This window comes from Brevundimonas nasdae, from assembly GCF_016654005.1.
GTDB lineage: Bacteria > Pseudomonadota > Alphaproteobacteria > Caulobacterales > Caulobacteraceae > Brevundimonas > Brevundimonas nasdae.
On sequence record NZ_JAEPWN010000003.1, the window covers coordinates 224488 to 238205 of the forward strand.

At 65.8% G+C, this 13718-nt stretch carries 14 protein-coding genes; 10 read left to right on the top strand and 4 right to left on the bottom strand.

Annotation, left to right across the window (positions count from 1 at the left end; all coding sequences use genetic code 11):
- Nucleotides 1–122: 122 nt before the first annotated feature.
- A complete protein-coding gene (locus tag JKF87_RS06760) occupies nucleotides 123–2012 on the bottom strand; it encodes a ribonucleoside-diphosphate reductase subunit alpha (protein ID WP_201098613.1) in 1890 nt (629 codons plus the stop codon).
- Between the two features lie 334 nt (nucleotides 2013–2346).
- On the opposite strand from JKF87_RS06760, the gene JKF87_RS06765 reads away from it, so the two are divergent.
- From JKF87_RS06765 to JKF87_RS06785, 5 genes are all read left to right on the top strand, one after another.
- Nucleotides 2347–3057, top strand: coding sequence for a phosphatase PAP2 family protein (locus JKF87_RS06765; protein WP_236261194.1), 711 nt, complete (start codon nucleotides 2347–2349; stop codon nucleotides 3055–3057).
- Nucleotides 3058–3130: 73 nt separating this feature from the next.
- Entirely contained in the window at nucleotides 3131–4450 is a 1320-nt protein-coding gene (locus JKF87_RS06770; RefSeq protein WP_201098617.1) for an acetyl-CoA hydrolase/transferase family protein, read from the top strand.
- A gap of 59 nt (nucleotides 4451–4509) precedes the next feature.
- A complete protein-coding gene (locus JKF87_RS06775) occupies nucleotides 4510–5295 on the top strand; it encodes an ABC transporter ATP-binding protein (protein ID WP_201098620.1) in 786 nt (261 codons plus the stop codon).
- Nucleotides 5296–5642: 347 nt separating this feature from the next.
- Entirely contained in the window at nucleotides 5643–6692 is a 1050-nt protein-coding gene (locus JKF87_RS06780) for a ribonucleotide-diphosphate reductase subunit beta (RefSeq protein ID WP_201098622.1), read from the top strand.
- Nucleotides 6693–6742: 50 nt separating this feature from the next.
- Complete coding sequence (locus JKF87_RS06785; protein WP_201098624.1) at nucleotides 6743–7381, top strand: glutathione S-transferase family protein; 639 nt, start codon at nucleotides 6743–6745, stop codon at nucleotides 7379–7381.
- Here the strand turns inward: JKF87_RS06785 and JKF87_RS06790 are convergent.
- Nucleotides 7378–7902, bottom strand: coding sequence for a hypothetical protein (locus tag JKF87_RS06790; protein WP_201098625.1), 525 nt, complete (start codon nucleotides 7900–7902; stop codon nucleotides 7378–7380). The two genes, JKF87_RS06785 and JKF87_RS06790, sit on opposite strands and share 4 nt — an antisense overlap.
- 147 nt (nucleotides 7903–8049) lie before the next feature.
- On the opposite strand from JKF87_RS06790, the gene JKF87_RS06795 reads away from it, so the two are divergent.
- A complete protein-coding gene (locus JKF87_RS06795; RefSeq protein ID WP_201098627.1) occupies nucleotides 8050–8313 on the top strand; it encodes a hypothetical protein in 264 nt (87 codons plus the stop codon).
- On the opposite strand, the gene JKF87_RS06800 is transcribed toward JKF87_RS06795, so the two are convergent.
- Together JKF87_RS06800 and JKF87_RS06805 are read right to left on the bottom strand one after the other, a co-directional pair.
- On the bottom strand, nucleotides 8211–9788 hold the full coding sequence (locus JKF87_RS06800) for a sensor histidine kinase (RefSeq protein WP_201098629.1): 1578 nt from the start codon (nucleotides 9786–9788) through the stop codon (nucleotides 8211–8213). The two genes, JKF87_RS06795 and JKF87_RS06800, sit on opposite strands and share 103 nt — an antisense overlap.
- On the bottom strand, nucleotides 9785–10537 hold the full coding sequence (locus tag JKF87_RS06805) for a TVP38/TMEM64 family protein (protein WP_201098630.1): 753 nt from the start codon (nucleotides 10535–10537) through the stop codon (nucleotides 9785–9787). The genes JKF87_RS06800 and JKF87_RS06805 overlap by 4 nt, the downstream gene beginning before the upstream one ends.
- A gap of 130 nt (nucleotides 10538–10667) precedes the next feature.
- Between JKF87_RS06805 and rpmH the strand changes: the two genes are divergently transcribed.
- From rpmH to yihA, 4 genes are read left to right on the top strand one after another with little or no spacing between them, the layout of a single operon-like run.
- On the top strand, nucleotides 10668–10802 hold the full coding sequence (rpmH, locus tag JKF87_RS06810) for a 50S ribosomal protein L34 (protein WP_003164000.1): 135 nt from the start codon (nucleotides 10668–10670) through the stop codon (nucleotides 10800–10802).
- Nucleotides 10803–10830: 28 nt separating this feature from the next.
- The gene (rnpA, locus tag JKF87_RS06815) at nucleotides 10831–11235 is read left to right on the top strand and encodes a ribonuclease P protein component (protein WP_201098631.1); all 405 of its coding nucleotides are present in this window, start codon (nucleotides 10831–10833) and stop codon (nucleotides 11233–11235) included.
- Nucleotides 11232–13034: a membrane protein insertase YidC gene (gene yidC, locus JKF87_RS06820; protein WP_201098632.1), complete on the top strand. Its 1803-nt coding sequence runs from the start codon at nucleotides 11232–11234 to the stop codon at nucleotides 13032–13034. Before rnpA ends, yidC begins: the two co-directional genes overlap by 4 nt.
- The gene (gene yihA / locus JKF87_RS06825) at nucleotides 13031–13684 is read left to right on the top strand and encodes a ribosome biogenesis GTP-binding protein YihA/YsxC (protein WP_201098633.1); all 654 of its coding nucleotides are present in this window, start codon (nucleotides 13031–13033) and stop codon (nucleotides 13682–13684) included. The genes yidC and yihA overlap by 4 nt, the downstream gene beginning before the upstream one ends.
- The last annotated feature ends 34 nt before the right edge of the window (nucleotides 13685–13718 follow it).

Genomic DNA, 13718 nt, shown 5'->3' on the forward strand with positions numbered 1-13718 from the left:
GAGTCCAACGGAGATTTTGACACGGTTTCGTCACTTTTGAACGACGCCGCACGGCAAGGGTTCCCCCAAAGAGAAAGGGCCCCGCTTTCGCGAGGCCCCTGAACTGGGTCTGAATGTCGGCCTTACTGGCAGGCCAGGCACTCGTCGTAGTCGGTCTTGGGCATGGAGAAGAGGTCCGGCTGGTTCGGATCCAGCACCTCCTCGGCCTTGTCCTCGGCGCCCGCGAAGGCGGCGCGCTGGACCGACTTGGAGCGCAGATAATACAGCGACTTCACCCCGCGTTCCCACGCCGACCAGTGCAGCATGTGCAGGTCCCACTTGTTGACGTCGCCGGGGATGAACAGGTTCAGCGACTGGGCCTGGCAGATTTCCGGCGCGCGGTCGGCGGCCAGTTCGACCACCCAGCGCTGGTCCAGTTCGAAGGCGGTCTTGAACACGCCCTTCTCGTCCTCGTTCAGGGCGTCGATGTGCTGGACCGAGCCTTCGTGCTCCAGGATCGAGTTCCACACGGCCTCGGTGTTGATGCCCTTTTCGTCGAGCAGGCGCTCCAGATAGGGGTTCTTGACCGCGAACGAGCCCGACAGGGTCTTGTGGGTATAGATGTTGGCCGGGATCGGCTCGATGCCTGCCGAGGTGCCGCCACAGATGATCGAGATCGAGGCGGTCGGGGCGATGGCCAGCTTGTGGCTGAACCGCTCCATGACGCCGCGGTCCTGGGCGTCCAGGCAGGGGCCCTTCTCTTCGGCCAGGGTGCGGCTGGCCTTGTCGGCCTCGCGGCGCAGATGCTTGAACAGGCGCATGTTCCACGACTTGGCCATGGCGCTTTCGAAGGCCACGCCCTGACCCTGCAGGAAGGAGTGGAAGCCCATTAGGCCCAGGCCCACCGAACGCTCGCGCTTGGCTGAATAGACGGCGGCGGCCATGGCGGGCGGGGCGCGGTTGATGAAGTCCTGCAGCACATTGTCCAGGAACCGCATCAGGTCCTCGATGAAGCGGGGCTCCTCGCGCCACTCCAGGAAGGTCTCGGCGTTGACGGACGACAGGCAGCAGACGGCGGTGCGGTCCACGCCCAGGTGGTCCTTGCCGGTGTGCAACATGATTTCGGCGCACAGGTTCGACTGTTTGACCTTCAGGCCCAGGTCGCGCTGGTGCGGCGCCATCTGGCGGTTCACCGTGTCCGAGAAGATCAGATAGGGCTCGCCGGTCTGCATGCGGATGTCGAGCAGCTTGGTCCACAGCGAGCGGGCGTCGACGGTCTTCAGGACTTCGCCGTCCTTGGGCGACTTCAGGTCGAAGGTGGCGCCGATCTTCACCGCCTCCATGAACTCGTCGGTGATGTTGATGCCGTGATGCAGGTTCAGGGACTTGCGGTTGAAGTCGCCCGAGGGTTTGCGGATCTCAAGGAACTCCTCGATCTCCGGGTGATGGATGTCCAGATAGACGGCGGCCGAGCCGCGGCGCAGCGACCCTTGCGAAATCGCCAGGGTCAGTGAGTCCATCACGCGGATGAAGGGGATGATGCCCGAGGTCTTGCCCGCGCCCTTGACCTTCTCGCCGATGGAGCGGACGCCGCCCCAGTAGGTGCCGATGCCGCCGCCGTTCGAGGCCAGGGCCACGTTCTCGTTCCAGACGTTCTGGATGCCGTCCAGGCTGTCGCCCACCGCGTTCAGGAAGCAGGAGATGGGCAGGCCGCGGTCGGCGCCGCCGTTCGACAGGACGGGGGTCGCGGGCATGAACCACAGGCGGCTCATATAGTCATAAAGGCGCTGGGCGTGTTCGGCGTCGTCCGAGAAGGCGGTCGAGACCCGCGCAAACATGTCCTGATAGCTTTCGCCCGCCAGCAGGTAGCGGTCTTCCAGGGTCTTCTTGCCGAAATCGGTCAGCAGGGCGTCGCGCGAACGGTCCACCTGGACCGATTTCACGACGGTCAGATGCGGCTTCTCCGGCGCCTGCGTCCCCGCAACACCTTGGAATTCGGTCGTCTTTAAAGCCTCGCCGCCAGCCATGGTCATCTGCATCCTGAACAAAAAGAGCCTAGAGCCACTTGCGCCAGAACCACATCATCTTGTGGCCGTCGCGCTCCCTGAGCCCACATATAGGGCGCACATGCCTAATAAGCCGTCAACGACTTGACGCAGCCTTTGGGCGCGAATCACTTGGACAAATGATCGCCGACTGGGGACAAAGCCCGGCAGCAAGCCAGCGAACCTCTTGTGACGCTTCCAAGTCACGCGATCACGAACGCGTGATCGGAACGCGCGGCAAACGGAGCCGTTTGGAAACTCGATGAACACGCCCGCCCAACGTCCCTTTTTGACACGCGCACTGACATTGGCGCGCACCGAGATGGCGGCCTTGAGCGCTTTTCTGGTGGCGGCTGTCGGCGTCTTCGCCTTCATCCAGATCGCCGACGAGGTGCGCGAGCCTGGCGGCCAGGCGTTCGATCAGCATGTCCTGTCGCTGATGCGGCCCTATGCCGATGATCCCGGCCGTCCCTGGGGGCCGTGGTGGCTGAAGGAGGCGGCGGCCGACATCACCTCTCTGGGCGGCATATCGGTGCTGGGCCTGTTCGCCCTGATCGTCATTGTCTTCCTGCTGATCCAGAAGAAATGGCTGTCGTCCCTGCTGCTGCCGCTGGGTCTGGTGGGCGGCGTGGGCCTGAGCGAAGGCCTCAAGAAGGTGTTCGAGCGTGAACGCCCGCCCGCCGTCATGCAGGCGGTGGAGACGATCAACGCCAGCTTCCCCTCCGGCCACGCCCTGCTGTCCACCGTCTTCTATCTGACGGTCGCCGTCATGCTGACGCGCGCCTTCCCGCGTCATCGGTTCAAGATCTTTGTGATGGGGGTGGGCATTCTGATGGCCCTGCTGGTCGGGGCGACCCGCATCTATCTGGGCGCCCACTGGGCATCGGACGTGTTCGCCGGCTGGGCCGTCGGCGCCGCCTGGGCCATGGTCCTGTGGCTGATCGCCTATGCGGTCGAGCGGGTGCAGAGGGGCCACGGCGCGGCGCTGCAGGACGAGCGGACCGTGACCGTCAGGGCTCCGACCAATGTCTAGGCCCCGTCATGGCCTCTGACGCGGGATAGTCGGCCATCAGACGCCGCAAAGGCGCAGACGGGAGAGACACGCCATGACCCACGCCGCCCTCTATGCCGAACGGCTGAAGCGCGCCGATGAGGCCGCCGCCCTGATCCGATCGGGCGCCAAGGTGGCCATGGGGCTGGGCGTGTCCCAGCCGCCTGCAGTGCTGAAGGCCATCGCCGACCGGGCCGAGCGGGGCGAGGTCGAGGACGTCAATCTGTATTACCTGCTGTCGTGCCGGATCGCGGCGGACACGGTGCTGCGCTACGAACTGATGGACCGCATCCGTCCGTGGAGCCTGTTTCACAGCGCCATCGAGCGAAAGCTGGAGCAGCGCGCCTTCGAGGAGGGCAGGCCGAACCCGGTCCGTTTCATCCCCACCGGCTTCCAGCAGTCGCCGCGCCTGTTGTGCGACGAGGTCGGGATGGACGCCCTGGTCTGCACCGTGTCGCCAATGGATGAGGACGGCTTCTTCTCCTTCGGCACCAACACCGACTACGCCAAGCCGGTGTCGCAGACGGCTCGCACGGTGATCGTCGAGGTCAATCCGAACATGCCGCGCGTGTTCGGCGACTGCACGATCCATGTCTCGAAGGTCGCGGCGGTGGTCGAGCACGCGGCGCCTTTGGTGGAGGTTCCCAAAGCCGAGCCCCAGCCCAACGACCTGATCATCGGCGGTATCATCGCCGGTCTGATCGAGGACGGCGCCACATTGCAGATGGGCATCGGCGCCCTGCCCGACGCCGTATGCGACGCCTTGCGCGGTCATAAACATCTGGGCGTCCATACCGAGATGCTGACGCCGGGGCTGGTGGAGCTGATGCAGGCGGGGGTGGCGGACCACAGCCGCAAGACGCTGCACCCCGGCGTGGGGGTCTTCACCTTCGCCATGGGCGACCGCAACACCTATGACTTTCTGGACGGCAATCGCGGGATGGAGGCGCATCCCGTCTCCTATGTGAACGACCCGGCGGTGATCGCCCGCAACGCCAAGATGGTGTCTGTCAACGCCACCCTGCAGATCGACCTGACCGGCGCCTGCTGTTCGGAGTTCCTGAACGGGCGACAGTTCACGGCGGCGGGCGGCCAGCTGGATTTCGTGCGCGGCGCCCATGCCTCTGACGGGGGCAAGTCGATCATCGCCTGTCATTCGACGGCGGCGAAGGGCGCGGCCTCACGCATCGTCGCCCGACTGGACGGGCCGGTGACCACCCCGCGCAACGACACCCACATCGTCGCCACAGAACACGGCTGGGTGAACCTGAAAGGCCTGTCCACCGACCAGCGCGCCCGCGCCCTGATCGGACTGGCGGCGCCGCAGTTCCGCGATGAGCTGACCCGGTCGGCCGCCGAACAGGGCTTGATTTAAGGCCGAAATCCAAGCGTTGCGGTTTTATGCCGCACGGTTTTTGGATATGGCCTCAGGTCATGACCGAACCCCTGTTGTCCATCGATCATGTCAGTGTCGTGCGCGACGGTCGTCCCATGCTGGACGACATCAGCCTAACCATTCCCGAGGGGCGTCACACCGCCATTCTTGGCCGCAACGGCGCGGGCAAGTCCACGCTGGTCAAGCTGATCACGCGCCAGCTGTATCCGACGGGCGGGCAGGGCGCCGTGCGCATTTTCGGCCAGACCCAGTGGAATGTGTTCGAGCTGCGCAGCCTGCTGGGCGTCGTCTCTCCCGCCATCCAGACCGACTATGCCGGCGAAGAGGCGCTGGAGGTGTTCGACGCGGTAGTGTCCGGCTTCTTCGCCGCGCGGGGGGTCTGGAACCACGCCGTCACCGAGGCCATGCGCCAGGCGTCGCGCGAGGCGCTGGAGCGGATGGGCGTCACCCATCTGATCGGGCGCCAGATGGCGACCCTGTCGACGGGCGAGGCGCGCCGCGTCCTGATCGCCCGCGCCCTGGTCCACCGTCCGCGCGCCCTGCTGCTGGACGAACCCTGCGCCGGTCTGGACCCCGCCACCCGCCGCCAGTTCCTGGAGGCTTTGCGCGACGTGGCCCGCTCGGGCGTGACCCTGGTGCTGGTCACCCACCACGTCGAGGAGATCCTGCCCGAGATCGATCATCTGGTCCTGCTGCGCGACGCACAGGTGCTGAGCGACGGGCCCAAATCGGACCTGCTGACCGGCCCGGTCCTGTCGGACCTGTTCGGAATGCCCACGACGGTGGAGAAGCGCGGCGACTGGTCCTGGGCGCATCTGGACTAGGTTCAATCGACATTCAGTTGGAGTCGTCATTCCGGGGCGTCCGCAGGACGAACCCGGAACCCAGGAGGCATGCATCCGGCGTCGAATGCATTCAGCGGTGTGAATGTGGTCCTGGGTTCCGGGTTCTTCGCTTCGCTCAGCCCCGGAATGACGAGACGAGTTGCGGCCAGCCTGGCTTTTGGACGAAAATCCATCCCCAGCTCCCTCCCCAATTTCCTGAGGCGGAACCACTACATATAGCGGTCATGAAAAATGTGATCGCAACATAGGTGATTTACGGCTTGGCGCCGGGGGCGATGCGCCGCATTGTTGGCGCCTCTCCGGTAATGCTTTCAGGTCCCCGTCCGATGAACGCTCCCTCTTCGATCATCCTTCCCGAACGCGCCGGTCTTCTGACCCCGTCCGCCGCCTACAAGCCGTTCCGCTATCCGTGGGCGTTCGACATGTGGAAGAAGCAGCAGCAGGTCCACTGGATGCCCGAAGAGGTGCCGCTGGGCGAGGACGTCAAGGACTGGGCCTCGACCCTGAACGACGGCGAACGCAACCTGCTGACCCAGATCTTCCGCTTCTTCACCCAGGCGGACATCGAGGTTCAGGACAACTACATGGAACGTTACGGTCGGGTGTTCAAACCGACCGAAGTGAAGATGATGCTGGCCGCCTTCGGCAATATGGAGACCATCCATATCGCAGCCTACGCCCTGCTGCTGGAAACCATCGGCATGCCGGAAAGCGAGTTCGGCGCCTTCATGGAATACGAGGCCATGCGGGACAAGCACGACTACATGGGCCAGTTCGGGGTCGACAGCGACGCCGACATCTGCCGGACCCTGGCCATGTTCGGCGGCTTCTCGGAAGGGGTTCAGCTGTTCGCCAGCTTCGCCATGCTGATGAACTTCCCGCGTCAGAACAAGATGAAGGGCATGGGCCAGATCGTGTCCTGGTCGGTGCGCGACGAAAGCCTGCACTGCGAGGGCATCATCAAGCTGTACCACGCCTTCAATCAGGAGACGGGCGCGGTGACCCCCTCGGTGGCGGATGACATCGTCGACTGCTGCAAGACCGTGGTGAACATGGAGGACAAGTTCATCGACCTGGCCTTCGAGATGGGCTCGGTCCAGGGCATGACGCCCGAGGACATCAAACAGTACATCCGCTTCATCGCCGACTGGCGCCTGCGTCAGCTGAAGCTGCCGGAAGTCTATGGCGTGACGGAAAACCCGCTGCCGTGGCTGCAGTCGCTGCTGTCGGGCGTCGAACACGCCAACTTCTTCGAGGCGCGCGCCACCGAATATTCCAAGGCGGCGACGCAAGGCAGCTGGCACGGCGCCGACGGCGTCTGGACCGAGTTCGACCGCATGATGGCCCGTCGCGACATGAGCCTGGTCGCGGGCTGACCTTGATCTGCATTCAGGCGTAAGCTCTCCCTGCAAAGAGAGAGCGCGCCATGAGCGAAGAGATCGTCTTCTACACCAACCCCATGTCGCGCGGGCGCATCGCCCGCTGGATGCTGGAGGAGGTGGGCCAACCCTACCGCACGGTGGTGCTGGACTTCGCCACCACGATGAAGGCGCCGGACTATCTGGCGCTCAATCCGATGGGCAAGGTGCCGACGCTCACCCATCGCGGCGTCACGGTGACTGAATGCGCCGCCGTCTGCGCCTATCTGGCCGACGCCTTTCCTGAAGCGGGTTTGGCGCCTGCGCCCACCGATCCTCTGCGCGGCCCCTATTATCGCTGGATGTTCTTCGCCGCCGGTCCGGTCGAGGCGGCGGTGACGGCGCGTTCGATGGGGCTTTTGCCGCCCGAGGAGAAGGCGCGGGCCGTGGGCTATGGCACCTTCGATCATATGGTGGACGGGCTGGAGACGGCCTTGGGCGACGGCCCGTGGCTGCTGGGCGAGCAGTTCACCGCCGCCGATGTCTATGTCGGCAGCCAGATCGTCTGGGGCCTGATGTTCAAGACCCTGCCGGAACGCCCGTCGTTCCAGGCCTATGCCGCGCGCCTGAGCAGCCGTCCCGCCGCCATCCGGGCGCGCGAGATCGATGACGCCCTGATCGCGGAGATGAAGGGCAAGAGCGCCTAACGCGGGCGCGGCGCAGGCGCCGCGCAGGCCGAGCGGTCGCCGGACTGGCAGCGTTGAACCTGATCCCGCCAGGCGGCGTAGTCGCGGTCATACTGGTTCTGGGCGGCGCGGGTGGCCTCGGCCTCGGCGCGGGCGCGCTCCTGGGTCTGGCGCAGTTCGACCTGATAGCGGGCGACGGCGGCGTCGTGGTCCAGGCGCGCGGCTTCGTCCGCCTTGTCGGCCAGGGCGTTCTGGGCGGCGATCTCGTCGTTCAGGGCCTGGGTGGTGCGCAGCTCCTGCTCGGTCTGGGCTGAATCCGGCGCCCGGCGATAAGCCTCGCCTCGCGCCTGCAGCCAGGCGTCACGCGATTTCGGATCATTGGGATCGAGCGTCGGCAGGGGGCGCTGGTCGCGATAGCCGTCAGGCGAAACATAGGGCGCAGGTTGTGGAGCCTGTGAGGTCTGGGGCGAGGTCTGGGCCAGGGCCGGACCGGCTGTCAGGGCGGCGGCCAGGGTCAGGGCGGGCAGGAAGTTGAGCATCATCTGACTCTCCGGGGATCGAGGCGAGGCTGGCCGACCTTGGCCATAAGCCGCTTTGACTGCAACAACGTCTGTCTGACGAAAAGGTGGCGCACGGCCCAGGTTCGCGGCATGGTCGCCCCCTGACGCCATCCGCACCTGAGCAGAGCCATGATCCTAGCCACCTCGTCCGGCGACTATCCGATCCCCGCCGATGTCGCGCGCCAGTTGCCGAACGTGCCTGCCATGCCGGACCCGAATGCGCCGAACGCCCGGCTGCAGATCGAAGATTTCCGCCACTGGCTGGACGCGTCGCCGGAACACGTCATCAACTATGAGCGGCTGCGGCGCTGGCATCTGGTGCAGGATGAACTGGCGGCGGCGGCCAAGAAGACCGGCGCGCCCTTCGTGGTGTCGGAAGACGGCCTGGAATAGGCCTCAGGCGGCAGGCGCAGCTCAAAGACCGCGCCGGCCCCATCGCTGTTCACCAGCCGCAGATCGCCGCCGTGCAGGGCCGCCAGCTCGCGTGAGATGGTCAGGCCCAGGCCGGTGCCGTCTGACGCCTTCGAACTGACGAAGGGTTCGAACAGGCGCTGCGCCAGCCGCGGCGGAATGCCGGGGCCGTCATCGGCGATGCGGATCACCCAGAAGCCGTCCTCGGCGAAGGCGCTGACGGTGATGACGCCCTTGCCGCGCTGCTCGGGCGCGCGCGCCGGATCGGCCTCAATGGCCTGACGGGCGTTGCGCATCAGATTGACCAGAATGCGATAGAGCTGGTCCGGGTCGGCCTCGACGGCGAAACGCGGGGCCAGTTGCTTGACCAGCTTCACCCCGTCGGGAGCCAGGCCTGCATCCTCGGCGGCCAGGGTCAGGGCGGCGTTCAGGGGCACGCGGGTCTTCTGCGCCGGGGGCTCTTCGCTCTTGCCGTACTCCAGCACATTGCGCGACAGGTTGGCGGCGCGGCTCAGGGCGCGCTCCAGACGCGGCAGGGCCTTGGCCACCTGCGGGTCGGCGGAGGTCGCCAGACGCTCGGACGCCATCTGGGCCGAAGTCAGCATGTTGCGCAGGTCGTGATTGATCTTGGCCACCGCCTCGCCCAGGGCGACCAGACGGGCGCGTGAGCGCAGGGACTGGCGCACCTCTTCCTGCATCCGCGCCAGTTCGCGTTCGACCCGGCCGATCTCGTCGTGGCGGTCGGACGGGGTTTCGCCCGCGCTTTCAGGATCGACGGCGAACCGCTCCATCGACCGGGTCACGCGGCGTAAGGGGCGCAGCACCAGCAGGGTCAGGCCGCCGTACAACAGGGCGCCCGCCGTCGCCGAAATCAGCAGGGACACCAGAAGACTGTTCAGCAGAAAGGCCTTCAGCTCCAGTTTCAGCGGCTGGGCCGGGGTCACGATCTCGATGAAGTCGCCGGAGCGATAGCGCGGCTTGGCCTGCACCCGCAGCGAGCGGTCCGGGTGGCCGAACAGGGTGCGCCACGGGTCGATCAGGCGCGACCAGGTGTTCTCGCGCCTCAGGTCGATCAGTTCGGGCGCGCGGGGCAGGTTGGGGGCCTGCAGCAGCAGGCGCCGCACCCCCTGTTCCGTCAGGGCCACGGCCTGGACCCCGCCGATCCGCATCAGCTCGGCGGCGGTGTCGTCCTCGACCGCAGAATAGGGCAGGGCCTCGACCCCGACCGAGGCCAGTTCGGCGGCCTGCAGACGATCCTGCAGCCAACGCTCGTGGAAGGCCGCCAGGTTGGGGGCCATGATCAGTCCTTCGACCGCAAAGGTGAAGGCCACGGTCAGCAAAAGCAGCCGCGCCGACAGGCCGTCGGGCGCGCGGGGGCGCAGCCGCTCGCGCCAGGCCTCGGTCGTCTCGGGCGAAAGCTTCAGCCGCGCCGCCAATCTGTCGAACAGGGCGCTCATGCGGCCGCCGCGTCTGTCGCACGGCGCGCGCGGGCCATCTGAAACAGTTTGATGCCGATGGGCAGCAGCAGGGACAGGAAGACCACGCCCATCAGAGGCCAGAAGAACTCATGCACCAGCATGGGCAGGTCAGGGCGCACGCCCGCGCGCAACAGGTCGCCCAGCTGCGATCCGATCCAGGTGTAGATGAAGGTCGACGGCAATAGGCCGATGAAGGTGGCGATGACATAGGGCCGCAGCGGCACCGCCATCATGCCCGCCGTGGCGTTGACCAGCACAAAGGGCACGCTGGGAATGACGCGCAGGGTGAACAGGGTGGTGAAGGCGTTGCGGTCGATGCCCTTGGCCAGCCGGTCCATGAAGCCCGCGTCCGCTGCAAACTTGGCCCGCAGCCAGGTTCCGATCGAGGTGCGGTAGATGCAGTAGATGACGACCGACCCGATGGTGGCGCCCGTCGATTGCGCCAACGCCCCGACATAGGGGCCGAACATCATGCCGCCCAGCAGGGTCAGGAAGACAGGCCCTGGAATGGTCGAGGCGGTGGCCAGGGCATAGACGGCGATAAAGCCGATCAGGGCGATCCACCAGTGGTCGCGGGCATAGGCCTGCAGGCCCAGGCCGTGCTCGCGGATCATCTCCATCGACAGATAGCGGTTCCAGCCCATGGCGAAGAACAGGACCACAAGCGCGGCGATGGCCACGAGCGGCGCCAGCCGCAGGCCCCATTCCTTCGCCGTTCTTTTCGCCATCAGGCCGTCATCCTCGAAATGTCTATCCACAGAGCGTTGACTCATCCGGACAGGCGACTTATACGCCCGCCCTTCCTGCGACGGACGCCTCTTGCCCCGCCGCCCAACCCTTTAACGTCAGGAGCCGACCGTGAAGCGGACCTATCAGCCGTCGCGACTCGTGCGCAAGCGCCGTCACGGCTTCCGCAGCCGGATGGCCACCAAGAACGGCCAGAAGATTGTTGCGCGCCGTCGCGCCAAGGGCCGCAAGCGCCTGACGGCGTAAGCGGCTCCGCGTCCGCACATCTGGACGCATGAGCGACCCTTTACAGATCAAACGTCTGTTGCGGCGGCCCCAGTTTCTGGCGGCCGCCAAAGGCGTTTCCGAGGCGCGCGGCGCCGTGGTGATCCAGAGGCTGGAGCGCGGCGACGGTTCGTCGCACATCGGCCTGGGGTTCACCGCCACCCGCAAGGTCGGCGGGGCCGTGGTTCGCAACCGCGCCAAACGCCGTCTGCGCGAGGCTGCGCGCGCCATGCTCGCCGCCCACGGCGTGCCCGGAAGCGACTATGTCTTCATCGCCCGCATGGGCACGACGGAGCGTGCGTGGGACCGTTTGCTTGACGACGTGAAAACGACGCTTACAAGGCTGGCGACACCTAAGGCTGATCGGCCTTCCAACGCCCGCGCCCCTTCCGGCCAGGACCGCCAGAATCCATGAAAAACGAGAATTCGCGCAACACGATCATCTTCATCGTGTGCTCGGTATTGATCCTGGGGATCTACTGGCTGACCGTCCTGCGCCCGCAGGCCGAACGCCGCGCTGTCATTCAGCAGGCGCAGGCCGAGCAGAAGACCCAGACCGACATCAACGCCGGTCAGACCAGCCAGAGCCCCGTAGGCTCGACCTATGTCGCCGACCGGGGCCAGGCCCTGGCGACGGCGGCGCGCGTGCCGATCCAGTCGGGCACCCTGAAGGGTTCGCTGTCGCTGCAGGGCGCGCGCATCGATGACCTGTTCCTGACCGACTACAAAGAAACCCAGGACAAGCCCGAGCCGGTCGAGCTGTTCCGCCCGCAAGGGATGCAGAACGCCTATTTCGCCCAGTTCGGCTGGACCGGCCCCAATGTCGCGGGCGGCGTCCCCGGCCCCAACACGGTCTGGCGTCTGACCAATGGCGCCACCCTGACGCCGACCACCCCGGTCACCCTGACCTGGGATAATGAGCAGGGTCTGCGCTTCACCCGCGTGGTGTCGGTTGACGACAAATACGTCTTCTCGATCCAGGACACGGTTCAGAACCTGGGAACCCAGGCCATCACCATCGCCCCGTACGGCAGCGTCCAGCGTCAGGGCGTGCCGCCCGCAGCTGGTTCGTCGCACATCGTCCACGAGGGCGCGATCGGCACCTTCGGCAAGCCCGGCGCCTATCGCACCGAGCAGAAGAAGTACAAGGACTGGCTGAAAGAGCCGCGCATCGCCAACGCCTCGACGGGCGGCTGGCTGGGCATCACCGACAAATACTGGCTGGCGGCCCTGCTGCCTCAGCAGGACGAGGCGGTCGAAACCGAATTCCGCGTCCGTGACGTCAATGGCGGCCAGCAGCTGGAAGCCAATGTGCTTGGCGCGACCCGCACCATCCAGCCGGGCGCGACCGCGACCGAGACCCAGCGCCTGTTCGCCGGGGTCAAGCGCGCCGAGGTCCTGAAGACCTATGAGGACAGCCTGCACCTGCCGCGCTTCGTCTATGCGATCGACTGGGGCATGTTCTGGTTCCTGACGCGTCCGATCTTCTGGATCCTGGAGAACGTCTATGCGGTGGTCGGCAGCTTCGGCATCGCGATTCTGGCCCTGACGGTCATCGTCAAGCTGGTCATGTTCCCGCTGGCCAACAACGCCTACGCCAGCATGTCCAAGATGCGGAACCTCCAGCCCAAGATGGAGGAGATCAAGAAGCGCTTCAAAGACGATCCGCAGAAGCAGCAACAGGAGACGATGGCCCTGTACAAGAACGAGAAGATCAACCCGGTCGCCGGTTGTCTTCCGCTCCTGCTGCAGATCCCGGTCTTCTACGCTCTGTACAAGGTGCTGACGGTGACCATCGAAATGCGTCACCAGCCGTTCCTGGGCTTCATCCACGACCTTTCGGCGCGTGACCCGTCGTCGATCTGGAACCTGTTCGGCCTGATCCCGTGGGATCCGGCGGCGGCGCCCCTGATCGGCGGCCTGCTGGCCGGTCCGCTGCACCTGGGCCTGCTGGCCATCGCCTATGGTCTGACCATGTGGCTGCAGACGGCGATGAACCCGCCGGCGGCCGATCCGGTCCAGCGCCAGATCTTCCAGTTCATGCCGCTGATCTTCACCTTCATCATGGCGCCGTTCGCGGCGGGCCTGCTGGTCTACTGGGCCTGGTCGAACATCCTGACCATCCTGCAGCAGTACGTCATCATGCACCGCTACAAGGCAGAAAACCCCATCGACAGCTTCATCGCCCGGTTCAAGAAACCGAAGCCCGCGTGACCGACGAAACCGACTTCACGCCCGAAGACATCGAGGCCGCGCGCATCCTGTTCGCGCGGCCCGCGACCTTCATCATGGGCGCGGCCAAGATCGAGCAGCTGCCTGATCCCGACCTGCCGGAAATCGCCTTTGCGGGCCGTTCCAACGTGGGCAAATCCAGCCTGATCAACGGTCTGGTGGGCATGCACAAGCTGGCCCGCGCCTCCAACGAGCCGGGCCGCACGCGCGAGGTCAACTTCTTCGATCTGGACGGAAGGCTGCGTCTGGTCGACCTGCCCGGCTATGGCTGGGCCAAGGCGTCCAAGACCACGGTCAAGAAGTTCCAGGACCTGGGCCGCGACTATTTGCGCGGCCGGGTGACGCTGAAGCGCGTCTATCTGCTGATCGACAGCCGTCACGGCCTCAAGAGCGTCGACGCCGAGGCGCTGGACGCGCTGGACCTGGCCGCCGTCAGCTATCAGATCGTCCTGACCAAGGCCGATAAGCTGAAGAAGGGCGAGGGCGAAAAGGTTCAGGAGGCCACGCTGAAGGCCATCTCCAAACGCCCCGCCGCCTTCCCGGTGGTGGCCCTGACCTCATCCGAGAAAGGGCTGGGCCTTCCCGAACTGCGCGCCGAGATCATGCGCACCACCGGCGCGACGCTGGACTGATTTCGTCATCCTCGGGGTCGTCCCGAAGAGGACA

Bases quoted from the DNA above. Each gene is read 5' to 3' on its own strand.
- JKF87_RS06760 (WP_201098613.1), bottom strand. From the start codon at position 2,012: ATGACCATGGCTGGCGGCGAGGCTTTAAAGACGACCGAATTCCAAGGT.
- JKF87_RS06765 (WP_236261194.1), top strand. From the start codon at position 2,347: ATGGCGGCCTTGAGCGCTTTTCTGGTGGCGGCTGTCGGCGTCTTCGCC.
- JKF87_RS06770 (WP_201098617.1), top strand. From the start codon at position 3,131: ATGACCCACGCCGCCCTCTATGCCGAACGGCTGAAGCGCGCCGATGAG.
- JKF87_RS06775 (WP_201098620.1), top strand. From the start codon at position 4,510: ATGACCGAACCCCTGTTGTCCATCGATCATGTCAGTGTCGTGCGCGAC.
- JKF87_RS06780 (WP_201098622.1), top strand. From the start codon at position 5,643: ATGAACGCTCCCTCTTCGATCATCCTTCCCGAACGCGCCGGTCTTCTG.
- JKF87_RS06785 (WP_201098624.1), top strand. From the start codon at position 6,743: ATGAGCGAAGAGATCGTCTTCTACACCAACCCCATGTCGCGCGGGCGC.
- JKF87_RS06790 (WP_201098625.1), bottom strand. From the start codon at position 7,902: ATGATGCTCAACTTCCTGCCCGCCCTGACCCTGGCCGCCGCCCTGACA.
- JKF87_RS06795 (WP_201098627.1), top strand. From the start codon at position 8,050: ATGATCCTAGCCACCTCGTCCGGCGACTATCCGATCCCCGCCGATGTC.
- JKF87_RS06800 (WP_201098629.1), bottom strand. From the start codon at position 9,788: ATGAGCGCCCTGTTCGACAGATTGGCGGCGCGGCTGAAGCTTTCGCCC.
- JKF87_RS06805 (WP_201098630.1), bottom strand. From the start codon at position 10,537: ATGGCGAAAAGAACGGCGAAGGAATGGGGCCTGCGGCTGGCGCCGCTC.
- rnpA (WP_201098631.1), top strand. From the start codon at position 10,831: ATGAGCGACCCTTTACAGATCAAACGTCTGTTGCGGCGGCCCCAGTTT.
- yidC (WP_201098632.1), top strand. From the start codon at position 11,232: ATGAAAAACGAGAATTCGCGCAACACGATCATCTTCATCGTGTGCTCG.